Annotated in this window: 17 protein-coding genes and 1 rRNA gene; 11 read left to right on the top strand and 7 right to left on the bottom strand. The window is 64.0% G+C overall.

Going from position 1 to position 15,632, the window contains the following annotated elements:
* The first annotated feature begins 73 nt into the window (after positions 1–73).
* The 4 genes from rrf (at position 74) to ACFIMZ_RS13905 (ending at position 1,646) form a co-directional block, all read left to right on the top strand.
* Positions 74–186, top strand: a 5S ribosomal RNA gene (rrf, locus tag ACFIMZ_RS13920).
* A 200-nt stretch (positions 187–386) separates the two neighbouring features.
* A complete protein-coding gene (gene cueR, locus ACFIMZ_RS13915; protein WP_431820029.1) occupies positions 387–791 on the top strand; it encodes a Cu(I)-responsive transcriptional regulator in 405 nt (134 codons plus the stop codon).
* A 215-nt stretch (positions 792–1,006) separates the two neighbouring features.
* Positions 1,007–1,153: a DUF3563 family protein gene (locus ACFIMZ_RS13910; protein WP_010090032.1), complete on the top strand. Its 147-nt coding sequence runs from the start codon at positions 1,007–1,009 to the stop codon at positions 1,151–1,153.
* Between the two features lie 112 nt (positions 1,154–1,265).
* On the top strand, positions 1,266–1,646 hold the full coding sequence (locus tag ACFIMZ_RS13905; protein ID WP_431822494.1) for a hypothetical protein: 381 nt from the start codon (positions 1,266–1,268) through the stop codon (positions 1,644–1,646).
* Positions 1,647–1,662: 16 nt separating this feature from the next.
* Here the strand turns inward: ACFIMZ_RS13905 and ACFIMZ_RS13900 are convergent, their stop codons facing one another.
* Positions 1,663–2,508: a 23S rRNA (adenine(2030)-N(6))-methyltransferase RlmJ gene (locus ACFIMZ_RS13900; RefSeq protein WP_059535909.1), complete on the bottom strand. Its 846-nt coding sequence runs from the start codon at positions 2,506–2,508 to the stop codon at positions 1,663–1,665.
* A 141-nt stretch (positions 2,509–2,649) separates the two neighbouring features.
* The gene (locus ACFIMZ_RS13895) at positions 2,650–3,621 is read right to left on the bottom strand and encodes a potassium channel beta subunit family protein (protein WP_431820028.1); all 972 of its coding nucleotides are present in this window, start codon (positions 3,619–3,621) and stop codon (positions 2,650–2,652) included.
* A gap of 154 nt (positions 3,622–3,775) precedes the next feature.
* Between ACFIMZ_RS13895 and ACFIMZ_RS13890 the strand changes: the two genes are divergently transcribed.
* Positions 3,776–4,564: a 3-hydroxybutyrate dehydrogenase gene (locus tag ACFIMZ_RS13890; RefSeq protein ID WP_431820027.1), complete on the top strand. Its 789-nt coding sequence runs from the start codon at positions 3,776–3,778 to the stop codon at positions 4,562–4,564.
* A gap of 108 nt (positions 4,565–4,672) precedes the next feature.
* Here the strand turns inward: ACFIMZ_RS13890 and ACFIMZ_RS13885 are convergent, their stop codons facing one another.
* Complete coding sequence (locus ACFIMZ_RS13885) at positions 4,673–5,872, bottom strand: amino acid aminotransferase (RefSeq protein ID WP_431820026.1); 1,200 nt, start codon at positions 5,870–5,872, stop codon at positions 4,673–4,675.
* 245 nt (positions 5,873–6,117) lie between these two features.
* On the opposite strand from ACFIMZ_RS13885, the gene uvrB reads away from it, so the two are divergent.
* The 5 genes from uvrB to ACFIMZ_RS13860 all read left to right on the top strand — a co-directional run bounded on the left by uvrB (position 6,118) and on the right by ACFIMZ_RS13860 (position 11,669).
* On the top strand, positions 6,118–8,208 hold the full coding sequence (gene uvrB / locus ACFIMZ_RS13880) for an excinuclease ABC subunit UvrB (protein ID WP_431820025.1): 2,091 nt from the start codon (positions 6,118–6,120) through the stop codon (positions 8,206–8,208).
* Between the two features lie 219 nt (positions 8,209–8,427).
* Positions 8,428–8,979, top strand: coding sequence for an iron transporter (locus tag ACFIMZ_RS13875; protein ID WP_431820024.1), 552 nt, complete (start codon positions 8,428–8,430; stop codon positions 8,977–8,979).
* 56 nt (positions 8,980–9,035) lie between these two features.
* A complete protein-coding gene (locus ACFIMZ_RS13870; protein ID WP_010090024.1) occupies positions 9,036–9,368 on the top strand; it encodes a cupredoxin domain-containing protein in 333 nt (110 codons plus the stop codon).
* A 55-nt stretch (positions 9,369–9,423) separates the two neighbouring features.
* Positions 9,424–10,266 (top strand): FTR1 family iron permease, encoded by an 843-nt coding sequence (locus ACFIMZ_RS13865; RefSeq protein WP_431820023.1) that lies wholly within the window; start codon positions 9,424–9,426, stop codon positions 10,264–10,266.
* Positions 10,263–11,669: a 4Fe-4S binding protein gene (locus ACFIMZ_RS13860; RefSeq protein WP_431820022.1), complete on the top strand. Its 1,407-nt coding sequence runs from the start codon at positions 10,263–10,265 to the stop codon at positions 11,667–11,669. Before ACFIMZ_RS13865 ends, ACFIMZ_RS13860 begins: the two co-directional genes overlap by 4 nt.
* A gap of 245 nt (positions 11,670–11,914) precedes the next feature.
* Here ACFIMZ_RS13860 and hemP read toward each other — a convergent pair whose 3' ends face one another.
* The 3 genes from hemP to ACFIMZ_RS13845 all read right to left on the bottom strand — a co-directional run bounded on the left by hemP (position 11,915) and on the right by ACFIMZ_RS13845 (position 13,762).
* Positions 11,915–12,163, bottom strand: a complete 249-nt coding sequence (hemP, locus tag ACFIMZ_RS13855; protein WP_431820021.1) for a hemin uptake protein HemP — start codon at positions 12,161–12,163, stop codon at positions 11,915–11,917.
* A 142-nt stretch (positions 12,164–12,305) separates the two neighbouring features.
* Positions 12,306–12,788, bottom strand: a complete 483-nt coding sequence (locus tag ACFIMZ_RS13850; RefSeq protein WP_431820020.1) for an SRPBCC family protein — start codon at positions 12,786–12,788, stop codon at positions 12,306–12,308.
* Between the two features lie 101 nt (positions 12,789–12,889).
* Positions 12,890–13,762, bottom strand: coding sequence for a pirin family protein (locus ACFIMZ_RS13845; protein WP_431820019.1), 873 nt, complete (start codon positions 13,760–13,762; stop codon positions 12,890–12,892).
* A gap of 121 nt (positions 13,763–13,883) precedes the next feature.
* Between ACFIMZ_RS13845 and ACFIMZ_RS13840 the strand changes: the two genes are divergently transcribed.
* Complete coding sequence (locus tag ACFIMZ_RS13840; RefSeq protein WP_431820018.1) at positions 13,884–14,855, top strand: LysR family transcriptional regulator; 972 nt, start codon at positions 13,884–13,886, stop codon at positions 14,853–14,855.
* 336 nt (positions 14,856–15,191) lie between these two features.
* Here the strand turns inward: ACFIMZ_RS13840 and ACFIMZ_RS13835 are convergent, their stop codons facing one another.
* A complete protein-coding gene (locus tag ACFIMZ_RS13835; RefSeq protein WP_431820017.1) occupies positions 15,192–15,620 on the bottom strand; it encodes an ExbD/TolR family protein in 429 nt (142 codons plus the stop codon).
* Between the last annotated feature and the right edge of the window lie 12 nt (positions 15,621–15,632).

Genomic DNA, 15,632 nt, shown 5'->3' with positions numbered 1-15,632 from the left:
CGATACGCACAACCTAAATTACTGCTTCTTCCAAGATTGGTCGCGCTGCGAAGCCGCGCGACAACCCTCTTTGCCTGATGACCATAGCGAGTCGGTCCCACCCCTTCCCATCCCGAACAGGACCGTGAAACGACTCTACGCCGATGATAGTGCGGATTCCCGTGTGAAAGTAGGTAATCGTCAGGCTCCCTAAGCCAGAAACCCCCGCCCAAAAGGCGGGGGTTTTTGCATTTCTGCGCCGGATTTGCACGGCGGCCCCCCTCTAACGTGCAACCGCGACCCGGCCCGGAACGAATCGACATGATTTGATACGATCAGGTTGCCGCCGGGAACGCGAAGGGCGGCGCTTCGCAAATCGAAACGCGTACTCGACGAGAGGGTGTGGAATGAACATCGGAGATGCCTCGCGCGCATCCGGGGTCAGCACAAAAATGATCCGCTATTACGAGCAGGTCGGTCTTCTCATGCCGGCCAAGCGGAGCGACTCCGGTTATCGGATCTACGGTGCAGACGAAATCCATGTCCTGCGTTTCATCCGTCAGGCCAGACACCTCGGCTTTCTCGTCGAAGATATCCGCAAGTTGCTGACGCTCTGGCAAGACCGATCCCGCGCCAGTGCCGAGGTGAAGTCGATCGCGCTTGGACACGTCGCCGAACTCGACGAGCGCATCGCGGAATTGACCGACATGCGCAACACGCTGGCCGACCTGGCCGCGCACTGTAATGGCGACGATCGGCCGGAGTGCCCGATTTTGGCGCGCCTTGCTGACCCCGTTTCCGAACCAGAATAGTGCATGGACTCGAGGGGGCGAACTGGGGGATATTGCAGTTTCAATGAAATCAATGGGTTGCGATGCGCTTCCGGCGTGTCATTCCAATTTGGAATGACTTCCATGCAACCATTTCACTAGCATCTTGGTGCGGCATCGCTATAATCAGGGATAACCCTATACGGGAAACCCCTGAAGTCTGATTCGCCAGGGTTCCCCCTTCCTTGGAGAACATCATGATTGCCTACATCGTTGAAAAGCTGAGCACCTGGTTCGAATCCGCAGAGCGCGAGCGCCGTGAGGCCTATCTCGCGACGTCGTCGGACATCGTCCAGCTCGAGCATCGCATCCGCTCGCTGGAAACGAATGGCTACTCGCTGTAATCGGAGTCGTCATCAGGCGCCGGTGGCGCCGAACATAAAGCAAGCCCCGTATCGACGGGGCTTTGTTTTTTGTGCGATGTATCTGGTGAAGCCGGCCGCATGGCGTTATGGTATGGGCCTGTTTTACAACCTGAAGGGCAAAATCATGCGCTTGCGTATCGCTGATGGGTACGGAGTATCACTTGTGCGCGTTGGTCTGGCCGGCGCGTTGTTTATTCACGCATTGGCCGGTTTTGCCGCGACGGCCTCGCAGCCGCTGATTCTCGACACACAACGCGGGATCCAGGACGGAAAGGGCGGATTGATTTTGCAGACTGCGCCGTTGTCGCGCGAGCCGATCGTCGAGCCCGCGAGAATGCGAACGCCGGCCGAGCAAGCGCCGAATTCGTCGATTCCGGTGTTCGTCGCACCGTACATCAACGTCCCGGGATGGAGTGCGCCGCCTGCCGGTCAACCGCTCCCGTCGCCGCAACCCCAGCCGCGCCATCCGTAGCCGATCGGCGCGTCGCTCAGTTGCCCCGGTGCTCGATCTCGCACCGGGCGCCGCCATCTTGCCCCAGTGTTTCGACGAGGTAGGGCAGCGTTTCCCTCATATTCTCGGCGAGGGTAAAAGGCGGATTCAGGATGAACATCCCGCTGCCATAGAGACCGAGCCCGTCCGCCGGCGGATTCGATACCGTCAGCGTCAGGTGCAGCCAGTTGTCCGGTTGCAACCGTTTCAGCTGCTCGGCGAAACGCTGGGATTCCGTACGGGCGACCTGCGGATACCAGATCGCATAGCATCCTGTCGCGAACCGCTTCAGGCATTCCGTCACGCATGCCAGCGTTCGTGCGTAATCCTTCTTGTCCTCGTAGGACGGGTCGATCAGCACGAGCGCGCGGCGCGGTGCGGGCGGCAGCAGTGCCTTGATGCCCTCGAACCCGTCGCCCGAAAAGATCATCGCGCGCCGGCCGGCGTCACGAAAATTGTGGCGCAGCACGTCGATTTCGGTGCTGTGCATCTCGAACAGCCTCATCCGGTCCTGTTCTCGCATCAGCCGCCACGCGAGATACGGCGAGCCAGGGTAGTAGCGCAATTCGCCGTCGTCGTTCAGTGCCCGTACTTCGTCGAGGTACTCGGCCAGCACCGGCGGCAGATTCTTGTCATTCCACAGGCGACCGATGCCGGTGTCGAATTCCGAGGTCTTGGCCGCATAGCCTTCGCGGAGCGAATACACGCCTGCGCCCGCGTGCGTATCGACATACCAGTACGATTTGTCTTTCTTGTTCAGGTAGCGCAGCAGCTGGACGACGACGGCGTGCTTGAGCACGTCTGCGTGATTGCCTGCGTGAAAACCGTGACGATAACTGAGCATTGCGGGCTGCCTGGAACGGAAGTGAATCGATGAAAACCTGTTGATCGGACGCGGCCGGCGAGGCGTGGCCGGCCAAGTGCGGCCGGCGAGACGGGCGTCGATGAGGCCGCGTATTGTACGCGAGTGGTCGACGATCGCCTTTTATTCGTACGCCGTGCCCACCAGATCCTCGATGCGCTGCAGGACATCCGGCGTCAGCTTTGCAACGACGTCGAGTGCACGCGCGTTGTCGGCGATCTGCTCGATCCGCGACGCGCCGGTGATGACCGAGCTCACGTGCGGATTGGCCAGCACCCACGCGATCGCCAGCTGGCCGACGCTGCAGCCGAGCTCCGCGGCGATCCTGCCAAGCTTTTCGACGATATCGTTCCGGGCCGGATCGGTCAGCCTCTCGCGCAGCCAGTCGTAGCCCTGCACTTGCGCGCGGCTGCCGGGCGGCACCCCGTGTCGATACTTGCCTGTCAGGAGGCCCGACGCCAGCGGGCTCCAGGTCGTGAGGCCGAGGCCGTAATCGTCGTAGAGGCGTGCATATTCCTGCTCGACCCGCGTGCGATGGAACAGGTTGTATTGCGGCTGCTCGACGACCGGCTTGCGCAGGTGATGCCGTTCGGCGATCTCGCACGCCGCGCGAATCTCGTCCGCGCTCCATTCGGACGTGCCCCAGTACAGCGCCTTGCCGCGCGCGATCATGTCGCTGATCGCCCAGACGGTTTCCTCGATCGGCGTCTGCGGGTCCGGACGGTGACAGTAGACAAGGTCGACGTAGTCGAGCTGCAGCCGTTGCAGCGACCCGTCGATCGCGTTCAGCAGATATTTCCGGTTCAGCGTGTGGTATTGGTTCGGCGCCTCGGCGAGCCCCCAGAAGAACTTCGTCGATACGATATAGCTGACGCGCGGCCAGCCGAGCGACTTGAGCGCGTGGCCCATGATTTCCTCGGACGCGCCGCCGGCATAGACCTCGGCGTTGTCGAAGAAATTGACGCCGGCATCGCGTGCTGCCGCAAGGCACTCGCGCGCCGCGCGCTGGTCCACCTGGTTGCCGTACGTGACCCATGAGCCGAGCGAGAGCTCGCTGATCTGCAGCCCGGCGCGGCCGAGTCGTCGATATTTCATGCGTGCCTCCTGCGTGCAGGACCGACCTTAAGCTTAGACGCTTTGGGCGCGAATGGCGGAAGCGGATCATGCACAATAGCGGCTTGCCCGCCGGCGATCGCGCACCCGCGCGGCGCACCGGCGCTTTATTGACCCAGGATCGAAGGAGACGAGCATGGCAGCGGATTTGAGCGGCAAGGTCGCGGTGGTGACGGGCGCCGCAAGCGGCATCGGCAAGGAAATCGCGCTGGAACTGGCGAGGGCGGGCGCGGCAGTGGCGATCGCCGACCTGAACCAGGACGGCGCAAACGCCGTGGCTGAAGAAATCAAGCAGGCGGGCGGCAAGGCGATCGGCGTCGCGATGGACGTGACCAACGAGGACGCCGTCAACAGCGGCATCGACAAGGTGGCCGAAACGTTCGGCTCGATCGACATCCTCGTGTCGAATGCGGGCATCCAGATCGTCAACCCGATCGAGAACTACTCGTTCGCCGACTGGAAGAAGATGCAGGCAATCCACGTCGACGGCGCGTTCCTGACCACCAAGGCGGCGCTCAAGCACATGTACAAGGACGATCGCGGCGGCGTCGTGATCTACATGGGCTCGGTGCACTCGCACGAGGCGTCGCCGCTGAAGTCGGCGTACGTGACCGCGAAGCACGGGCTGCTGGGGCTTGCGCGCGTGCTGGCGAAGGAAGGCGCGAAGCACAACGTGCGTTCGCACGTCGTGTGCCCGGGCTTCGTGCGCACGCCGCTCGTCGACAAGCAGATTCCGGAGCAGGCGAAGGAGCTCGGGATCAGCGAAGACGAAGTGGTGAAGAAGGTGATGCTCGGCAACACGGTCGACGGCGTGTTCACGACGGTGCAGGACGTCGCGCAGACGGTGCTGTTCCTGTCGGCATTCCCGAGCGCCGCGCTGACCGGCCAGTCCGTCGTCGTCAGTCACGGCTGGTTCATGCAGTAAGCCGCGCGGATCGCAGCCGGCAAGTCGCAAAAGAAAACGCGCTCCGTGGAGCGCGTTTTTCATGTCGGCAGGACGGCACCGAAAGATGCCGTCTTGCGTGCCGGCGAATTACTTCAGGACGGCCGCGACCGCGTTGGCGACGACGTCGAGGTTGCGCGTGTTCAGCGCGGCGACGCAGATCCGGCCCGTGCCGACCGCGTAGATGCCGAACTCGTCGCGCAGGCGGTCGACTTGCGCCGACGTCAGGCCCGAGTACGAGAACATCCCGCGTTGTGCATTGATGAAGCTGAAGTCGCGGTCGACGCCGCTCGCCTTCAGGCGCTCGACGAGACCATTGCGCATCGCGCGGATGCGGTCGCGCATTTCGCCGAGTTCCTGCACCCATGATGCGTGCAGTTCCGGCGACGCGAGCACCGCGGCAACCACCGCGCCACCATGCGTCGGAGGGTTCGAGTAGTTCGTGCGGATCACGCGCTTGAGCTGCGACAGCACGCGCGCGCCTTCGTCCTTGCTCGACGTGATGATCGACAGCGCGCCGACACGCTCGCCATACAGCGAGAACGACTTCGAGAACGACGACGACACGAATGCGTTCAGGTCGGCTGCGGCGAACAGTCGCACGGCTGCCGCGTCGGCGTCGATGCTGTCGCCGAAGCCCTGGTACGCGATGTCGAGGAACGGCACGAGGTTGCGCGCCTTGACCACGTCGACGACCTGCTGCCATTGCGCGTCGGTCAGGTCCACGCCGGTCGGGTTGTGGCAGCACGCGTGCAGCACGACGATCGTGCCCGGCTCATAGCCGTTCAGCGCCGACAGCATGCCTTCGAAGTTCACGCCGTTGGTCTGCGCGTCGTAATACGGGTAGGCGACGACTTCGAAGCCGGCCGCTTCGAACAGCGCGCGGTGGTTTTCCCAGCTCGGGTCGCTGATCGCGACCTTCACGTTCGGGTTCAGCGTGCGCAGGAAATCGGCGCCGATCTTCAGCGCGCCCGTGCCGCCCAGTGCCTGCGCCGTCACCACGCGACCTGCGGCGATCAGCGGCGAATCGTTGCCGAGCAGCAGCTTCTGCACGGCGGCGTCGTACGCGGCGATACCGTCGATCGGCAGGTAGCCGCGCGGCAGGCCGGCGTCGACGCGTGCCTTCTCCGCTTCACGGACCGCGCGCAGCAGCGGAATCTTGCCTTCCTCGTTCGTGTACACGCCGACGCCGAGATTGACCTTGGTCGAGCGGGTATCGGCGTTGAAGGCTTCGTTCAGGCCCAGGATCGGGTCGCGGGGAGCAAGCTGGACAGCGGAGAAGAGCGACATGATGGTTCGGCAGTAGTGAAAAGAGGGTCAGGCTTTCATCGGGCGGGGGCGCGGCGGGCCGCGCGCGGACGGGTACGACGCCGAAAGCGCAGCAGTTCGCCATTGTAGCGAATTCGCGGCTTTTTTTCGCATCGTGACGCGTCGATCGGCGATGGGCGGCCGTCCGCGCGCGTCAGGAGCCGGCAGCAGTCCGTCCGTCCACGAAGCGCTAGAATGCTCTTTTGTCTTGGTTCCGGCCGCATTCCATGTCCGAACATCATGCCGACGTCGGCGACGCGCTCGACGAATCGAAATTCGTGACCTTCGACGGGTCGCCGTTCCAGCTGTATCAACCGTATCCGCCTGCCGGCGACCAGCCGACCGCGATCGCGACGCTCGTCGAAGGCATCGAGGACGGCCTCTCGTTCCAGACGCTGCTCGGCGTGACCGGTTCCGGCAAGACCTACACGATGGCGAACACGATCGCGCGGCTCGGCCGCCCGGCGATCGTGTTCGCGCCGAACAAGACGCTCGCCGCGCAGCTCTACGCGGAGTTCCGCGAGTTCTTCCCGCGCAATGCGGTCGAGTACTTCGTGTCGTACTACGACTACTACCAGCCGGAAGCGTACGTGCCGCAGCGCGACCTGTTCATCGAGAAGGACTCGTCGATCAACGAGCACATCGAGCAGATGCGGCTGTCGGCGACGAAGAGCCTGATGGAGCGTCGCGACGTGGTGATCGTCGCGACGGTGTCGGCGATCTACGGTATCGGCAACCCGTCCGAATACCACCAGATGATCCTGACGCTGCGCGCGGGCGACAAGCTTGGCCAGCGCGAAGTAATCGCCCGGCTGATCGCGATGCAGTACACGCGCAACGAGCAGGATTTCCAGCGCGGCACGTTCCGTGTGCGCGGCGACACGATCGACATTTTTCCGGCCGAACACGCGGAGATGGCCGTGCGCGTCGAGCTGTTCGACGACGAGGTCGAGACGCTGCAGCTGTTCGACCCGCTGACGGGCCGCGTGCGGCAGAAGATTCCGCGCTTCACCGTGTATCCGTCGTCGCACTACGTGACGCCGCGCGACACGGTGATGCGCGCGGTCGAGACGATCAAGGACGAGCTGCGCGAGCGCCTCGAGTTCTTTCACGGCGACAACAAGCTCGTCGAGGCGCAGCGCCTCGAGCAGCGCACCCGGTTCGATCTCGAGATGCTGCAGGAGCTCGGCTTCTGCAAGGGCATCGAGAACTACTCGCGGCACTTTTCCGGCGCGGCGCCGGGCGAGCCGCCGCCGACGCTCGTCGACTACCTGCCGCCCGACGCGCTGATGCTGCTCGACGAGTCGCACGTGCTGATCGGCCAGCTGAACGGCATGTACAACGGCGACCGCGCGCGCAAGGAGAACCTCGTCAACTACGGGTTCCGGCTGCCGTCGGCGCTCGACAACCGGCCGCTCAAGTTCCACGAATTCGAGCGCAAGATGCGCCAGGTGGTCTTCGTGTCGGCGACGCCGGCCGACTACGAGAAGCGCGTGACCGGGCAGATCGCGGAGCAGGTCGTGCGGCCGACCGGGCTCGTCGATCCGGAGATCGAAGTGCGGCCGGCGAGCTCGCAGGTCGACGACGTGCTGACCGAGATCAACGCGCGCGTGAAGGCCGAGGAGCGCGTGCTGATCACCGTGCTGACGAAGCGGATGGCCGAGCAGCTCACCGAATTCCTCGCCGATCACGGCGTCAAGGTGCGCTACCTGCACAGCGACATCGACACGGTCGAGCGCGTCGAGATCATCCGCGACCTGCGGCTCGGCACGTTCGACGTGCTGGTCGGGATCAACCTGCTGCGCGAAGGGCTCGACATTCCGGAAGTGTCGCTCGTCGCGATCCTCGACGCGGACAAGGAAGGCTTCCTGCGGGCCGAGCGCTCGCTGATCCAGACGATCGGCCGCGCGGCGCGCAACGTGAACGGCAAGGCGATCCTCTACGCGGACACGATGACCGAATCGATGAAGCGCGCGATCGGCGAAACCGAGCGGCGCCGCGCGAAGCAGATCGCGTACAACGAGCAGATGGGCATCACGCCGCGCGGCGTCGTGAAGCGGATCAAGGACATCATCGACGGCGTCTACAACGCCGACGAGGCGCGTGCGGAACTGAAGGAAGCGCAGCAGCGCGCGAAGTTCGAGGACATGTCCGAGAAGCAGATCGCGAAGGAAATCAAGCGCCTCGAGAAGCAGATGGCCGATTACGCGAAGAACCTCGAGTTCGAAAAGGCGGCCGCCACGCGCGACCAGCTTGCGCTGTTGCGCGAGCGCGTGTTCGGCGCGAATGTCGGCGACCACGTGAGCGGCGTCCGGTAAATCTCTCCAACTGTTACCGAAGACGGCCGGTAACCTGCCTGTAAGCCTTGTCGTATCAGGGTTTTACGTGGTTGCCGGTTTGTCCCCGTACGCGTTCGGTGCTAAACTTCGCCATTATTGAGAATTGTTCGCATTAGCGTTCTTCATCGCGTTAGTGTTTGTCGGTGGGCCGACCAGCCGGGCGGCCGCACTTGTGTCAGATAAAAACAAGGAGTGTCCATGTTGGGTTCTTCGTTCATCCGCACTTCGGTTGCGGTAGCGGCGGCGCTGGCCGCCATGTCGGCATCCGCCGCCGAATATCCGATCGGCAAGCAGCAGATCCAGGGCGGGATGGAAATCGGCGCGGTTTACCTGCAGCCGATCACGATGGATCCGGAAGGGATGATGCGCAAGGCATCGGATTCGGACATCCACCTCGAGGCCGACATCCACGCGGTCAAGAACAACCCGACCGGCTTCGCCGAAGGCGACTGGATGCCGTACCTGCAGGTCACCTACAAGCTGACGAAGCAGGGCGATGCGAAGTGGAAGTCGGAAGGCGACCTGATGGGCATGGTCGCGAGCGACGGCCCGCACTACGGCGACAACGTGAAGCTGAACGGCCCGGGCAAGTATCACCTGACGATGGTCGTCAAGCCGCCGATGCAGACGGGCCACATGGCCTTCGGCCGCCACGTCGACAAGGAAACCGGCGTGGGCCAGTGGTTCAAGCCCATCACGCTCGAATACGACTTCCCGTTCGCCGGCATCGGCAAGAAGGGTGGTTACTGATCGGTGGCATAACGGACGGCGCGCCTCGGGCGCGCCGTCGTCGTAGAGAAACCAGAATGAAATTTCCCCAGAAATTCGTCGCCGCGGCCGCCGCGCTGTTGCTCGCCGGCGCCGCGCAGGCCGCCGATCTGCCGACGTTCAAGCTCGAGATGGCGGACGGCAAGCTGAATCCGGCGCGCATCGAGGTGCCGGCCGGCCAGCGCTTCAAGATCGAGATCAGGAACACCGGCAAGGGCGCCGCCGAATTCGAAAGCGTGCAATTGCGCAAGGAGAAAGTGCTCGCACCGGGCGCCGACTCGTTCGTGGTCGTCGCACCGCTTTCGCCGGGTGAATACAAGTTTTTCGACGATTTCCACCAGCAGGCGCAGGGCGTAATCGTCGCGAAGTAATGCAGTTTTGTCTGCGTGCGGGCGTTTGAGTGTCCCGCATGTCAGGGAGGTATCGATGGGTCAGATCTTGTTCATCGTCTGGCGGGAGAGCGTCGAGGCGCTGCTCGTCGTCGGCATTCTCTATGCGTGGCTGAAGAACGGCGACGACGACGCGCGTCGCGGCATTCCGTATCTGTGGACAGGCGTCGCGGTCGGGCTGCTGATGGCCGTCGGGCTCGGCGCCGCGCTCGTCGGGTTCACCGAGGTGCTGTCCGGTGACGCGCAGGACTATTTCCAGACGGCGATGGTGCTCGTCGCGTGCGTGCTGATCGTGCAGATGGTGCTGTGGATGCGCCAGCACGGTCGCACGCTGAAGCGCGACATGGAGCAGTCGCTGCAGCAGAGCACGCGCGATTCGAACTGGTGGGGCGTCGCGGTGCTGGTCGCGCTCGCGATCGCGCGCGAAGGCAGCGAAACGGTGATTTTCCTGTACGGCCTCGGGTTCGGCCAGTCGGGCCATGTCGACGGCAGCCAGATGCTCGCCGTCGTGATCGGTCTCGGTCTCGCGTTCCTGACTTTCTATCTGCTGCAGCTCGGCGGCAAGTATTTCTCGTGGCGGCATTTCTTCCGCGTCACTGAAGTGATGCTGCTGCTCCTCGGCGCGGGCCTGTTCCAGACCGGCGTCGACAAGCTGATCGACAAGGAAATCCTGCCGCTCGGCATGTCGCAGGTGTGGGATACGTCGGCCATCCTCGACGATTCCGGCACGTTCGGTTCGCTGGTCGCGACGCTGACCGGCTATCGCGCGCATCCGGCGCTGATGAACCTGATCGCGTACGCGGCGTACTGGGCGGTTGTCTGGCTGCTGCTCAAGCGCGCGAGCCGGCGTCCGGCCGCAGCCGCGGGGCGCGCTGCATGAGTACCGTCGCTGGCGCAAAACCGGGCTGGCTCGCCCGGGCCGGCCAGTGGATGCAGCGCCACGGCACGCTGATCCGCGGTGTCCAGTGGGGCGTCGTGGCCGTTTATGCGTTCCTCATCATCGTGCCGGCGATCATGCCGCTGCCTGACGATTCCGCACATCTGTGGAGCAACCTCACGCTCGCCGCGGAATTCGTGTTCTGGGGCATCTGGTGGCCGTTCGTGCTGCTGTCGATGGTGATGCTCGGCCGTGTATGGTGCGGTGTTCTGTGTCCGGAGGGCGCGCTCACCGAATACGCGAGCAAGTTCGGTCGCGGCGGCGCGATTCCGCGCTGGATGCGGTGGGGCGGCTGGCCGTTCGTCGCGTTCGGGATCACGACGATCTACGGGCAGATGGTCAGCGTGTACCAGTATCCGCTGGCGGTGCTGTTCGTGCTCGGCGGCTCGACCGTCGGCGCGATCGTGATCGGCGTGCTGTACGGCCGCGAGAAGCGCGTGTGGTGCAAGTACCTGTGCCCGGTCAACGGCGTGTTCGGGCTGCTCGCGCGGCTCGCGCCGATGCGCTACAAGGTCGACGAGGACGCATGGCGCCGTTCGTACAAGAACGGCGAGCACGGGCATCGCGTGATTCCGATCAATTGCGCGCCGCTCGTGCCGTTGCGCAACATGAAGGGCGCGGCGGCGTGCCATATGTGCGGCCGCTGCAGCGGGCACCGCGACGCGATCTCGCTGTCGTGGCGGTCGCCGTCCGATGAGATCGTGAAGCTCGGCGCGCAGCAGGCGAATCCGTGGGACACCGCGTTGATCCTGTACGGCCTGCTCGGCGTCGCGATCGGCGCGTTCCACTGGACCGTCAGCCCATGGTTCGTGCAGATCAAGCAATGGCTCGCGGGCTGGCTGATCGATCGCGACATCACGTGGCCGCTCGAGACCAATGCGCCGTGGTTCCTGCTCACGCATTATCCGGATCGCAACGACGTGTTCTCGTGGCTCGACGGCGGGCTCATCATCAGCTACATCGTCGGCACGGGGCTCGTGTACGGCACGGCGCTGCTCGTCGTGCTGGCCTGCGCGACGCTGATGCTCGGTCGCTTCGATCGCGTGCGGGTTCACCATCTCGCGCAGTCGCTGATTCCGATCGCGGGTGCGGGCGTGTTCCTCGGCCTGTCGGCGACGACGCTGTCGCTGCTGCGTGCCGAACACGTGCCGCTCGGCTGGGCGTCGGACGTGCGCATCGCGATCCTGGTCGCGGCAAACGCGTGGAGCGCCTGGCTGGCGTGGCAGGTGACGGGGCGTTATGCGGCCTGGCCGCGCCGCGTGGCGGCATTCGCATGGTTTGCCGTTGCACTTGCTGTCATCGACAGCGCGTGGTGGCTGATGTTCTGGGGCTTCGCGCGTTTCTGACCGAAGAGGGCGTGTGCGGAGACCGCCGCGCCCCATGCCGCGCGTGAAATGAAAAAAGCGACACGTTCTTCGACGTGTCGCTTTTGTTTTTGCTGCGAGAACCAAAAAAAAATGGCTTGGCTTGCTGTAACGGCTGCTTGAGTGTGTTTGCACGAAGGGGTCTAGATCTCGCGTGCAAGCCGTTACGCTGGCTAATGCCCAACACCTCTCAGGGAGGTGGTCCCCACAATACTCTGTACTGCGTACTACTTCGTCAGGATCAACTTGCCGAGCCGCGTGGCGCGCAACTGATAGGTTTCCCCGTTGTGCGCGATGCTGACATGGCTGCGGCCCTGCAGCAACGCATCGCTGCTGACGACTCGCGTGCCGGTGTCGCTGCTTGTGACGCCGGGCTTCGCCGGCGTCGTGACCGCTGCCGTCTTCTGGCGGCTGCCGCCTGGGGCGCCGGTGGTACGACGCAAGGTCAGCGTGCTCGAGCGAGTGGTGTCGGTCATTCGGTTGATCGGTCAATGTCGATGCGATGGAATGAATTCTAAATGATAACCATTCCCATTTACCAAAACTCTTTATTGATCGAAACCTTGAATCTGATAGGACGAATCAAAGAGGCGGCCGCATGCGGTCGCCTCCGCCGTGTCAGTGCAGGGGATCGGGATCCTTGCGTCCCTGCGCGTATTCGCGGATCAGCCGCACGGTGTCGATATCCGACGTGCGATACGCTTCCTTGACGATCTCGTGGGTCTGCCGCGCGTCTTCGGTGTCGTTGCTGACAGCCAGCGTCGTACGGTACTCGAAACGCAGGAAGAGTTGCTGGTCTTCGCGTTCCTCGATCGTCATCGTCAGCGAGCCGCCGATCTCGCCGTCCGCCGCGTGGATGTCGTAGCGGACTTGCTGGTTCGGCGCAAACGTCACGCGGTCGCGCACGGTCGCGTTGCCGAAGTGCAGTTCGCGCTCGAGTGTCGTCGCGGTCCGTTCGTGGACGACGCAGCTGTCGAGACCGATCACGAACAGCTGCGGCTGCTCGGCGCGCAGCACGAGCCCTTCCCACAGCTGGTCACGGGTCAGGATGGGCACGGCCGGATCGTCGGCGTTGATCTGGATCAGGTGTTCGAAGTTCAAGGGGACGGGTTCCTGGTGGTGGCGGGCGCCACGTGGTTCAAGAACCTATTGTGACGCAAATCCCGCGCGATCGCGGCACCCGCGTCCCCGAATCGACACAGTCAGGATGCAATGCGGCCCATGCGTCCGCTCTGGTAGTCGGCCACTGCCTGCCGGATCTCATCCTCGGTGCTCATCACGAAGGGGCCGTAGCGCACGATCGGCTCGTTGAGCGGCACGCCGCCGATCAGCAGCAGGTCGAGCGGCTCCGCACCGGCGGAAAACGTGACCGCGTCGCCGTCGCAGCGATAGATGACCATGTGGCGGGCGTCGATTGCCTGCCGGTCCGGCCCGTAGAGGCCGGCGCCGGCTATTGGGTACGCGAATACACGATAGCCGGCTGGCACCGGTTGAGTGACCGTCGCGTCCGGCTCGAGCGTGAAATGCTGGTAGAGGATCGGCGTGCGCGTCTCGATGGCCGCCTTGACGCCGAACGCTTCGCCGGCGATCACCCGGACCCGTGCGCGTCCGTCCGGCGACGTCGCTGCGGGAATGCGGTCGGCAGTGATCTCCTGGTAGCGCGGCGCGATCAGCTTGTCGCGCCGCGGCAGGTTGACCCACAGCTGGAAGCCGTGCGAGCGGCCGCCGGTGCGGGCGAACGCCGGGTCCGGCATCTCGCTGTGCACGACGCCGGCGCCGGCCGTCATCCACTGCACGTCACCCGGGCCGAGCGCGCCCGCGTGACCGGCGGAATCGCGGTGCTGGAAGCGTCCGTCGAGCACGTAGGTCACGGTCTCGAAGCCGCGATGCGGATGGTCGGGCGCGCCTTTGGCCTCGTCGGGGCCGTAGTCGACCGGGCCCATTTCGTCGAGCAGCAGGAACGGATCGAAATCCATCAGCAGCCGGGTCGGAAACGGACGGTGGACCACGAAGCCGCCGCCTTCGGTCGTGCGTAGGGCGGGATAGGTGCGGTCAAGCGAGCGATCGGTCGTCATGCGGCGGGCCTCGGAACTATGGAATAGCGCTATTTTTGAAACGTAGCGCTATTATATTGGGCGGTTTGCCTATTAATTCAGCTCAGTTCGCAATGGATTGTTCTGGAATTGGAACGATGACATGAATATCGACGCACATAACCTGAACGACCTGATGTACTTTTCGCAGGTCGTCGAGCACGGCGGCTTCTCGGCGGCCGAACGTGTGCTGGGGATCTCGAAGTCGCGCCTGTCGCGGCGCCTGACCGAGCTCGAGGCGTCGCTGGGCGTGCGCCTGCTGCAGCGCTCGACCCGCAAGCTGGCGCTGACCGAGGCCGGCGAGCTGTTCTATCAGCACTGTCAGGCGATGCTTGCCGAGGCGCAGGCCGCGATGAACGCGGTGCAGCAGTTGCGCGCGTCGCCGCGCGGTTCGGTGCGGGTCAGTGTGCCGGTCACGGTGTCGCAGACGATGCTGTCGCGGATCCTGCCCGAATTCCTGCATCGCTACCCGGAAGTGAAAGTGCATGTTCGCGTGACGAATCGCGTGATCGACCTGTTCGAGGATTCGATCGACGTCGCGCTGCGGGTGCGCTCCGAGCCGCCGGAAAACGCGAATATCATCGTGCGGCCGCTGTGGCGGACCGAACAGATGCTGGTCGGCGCGCCGAGCCTTCTGAGCCAGAATGCACCGCCGCTCGTGCCCGATGATCTCGCCCGTTTCGAGACGCTCGATACGCCGAGCGTCGACGGGCGGCACGTGTTCAACCTGATCGCGCCGGACGGGACGAAGCACGTGCACGAACACGATCCGCGCCTCGTGACGGCCGACCTGATGACGATCCGTGAGGCCGTGCTCGACGGCGTCGGGATCGCGGCGTTGCCGGAGATGATGTACGGCAACGCGCTGCGCGCCGGGCAGCTTTCGCCGGTGATGCCGGGCTGGACGCTGCCGGTGCCGCAGCTCTATGCGGTGTTCGTTTCAAGGCAGGGGATGCCGCCCGCGGTGCGCTCGTTCGTCGACTACCTGGTCGAGAAGCTCGACCACGGCAATTACCAGCAGCCGGGCTGCCCGGAGCGTGCGAAACAGATGGCCGAGGATGCGTCGGCCGCGTGACGCGGACCTTCAAGCACTGCAAATTTGTTTTGTCATTGAAGCGTCGTTTGCAATCGCAAGTTTCAATCGGCGAAGCCTTGAATGCGCGGGCCGGCAGGCCTATATTGGAATCCCAATTCGCACAGGATGTTCTGAGCGGAGTACGGTGGCCGCATATGTTGCGAGCCAGATAGGGCAGAAAGCGCAGTCCGTGCAGACCACGGTAGCCGCATTTGCGTTGCTCGAGGCGCAACCGATACCGCCGAAGAGCCCGCCGCCCGAAGGCGCCCGCGTGCGCATGAAAAAAGGCCTTCATCTGGCGATGAAGGCCTTTTACTTTGTGGGTCCTGGCGCGCGTTACTTTGCTTTTGCCTTCGGCTCCGTCACGAAGCCGAGCTTCGTCAGGCCGCCGGCCTGCGCATCGGACATCACCTCGGCAACTCGCTCGTAGGCAACCTTGCGATCCGCGCGCAGGTGCAACTCGGGTTGCGGCTTGCGTTGCGCGGCCTCGGCAATGCGCGCTTGCAACTGTTCGCGCGTCACCGTCTGATCGTCCCACAGGATCGTGCCGTCGCCCTCGATCGCGACATCGACCGTTTGCGGCTTGTCTTCGACCGGCTGGCTGCTCGCATGCGGAAGGTCGATCTTCACCGCGTGCTGCATCGCCGGGATCGTCACCAGGAAAATGATCAGGAGTACGAGCATGACGTCGACGAGCGGCGTCATGTTGATCTCGCTCATCACGCTGTCGTCGTCATCGTCGCTGAAACCGGTGTTCATTGCCATCGTTCACCCCGC

It is taken from the genome of Burkholderia sp. F1, from assembly GCF_050813845.1.
Classification (GTDB): Bacteria; Pseudomonadota; Gammaproteobacteria; order Burkholderiales; family Burkholderiaceae; genus Burkholderia; species Burkholderia ubonensis.
This window is presented reverse-complemented; position numbering and strand designations above follow the sequence as displayed.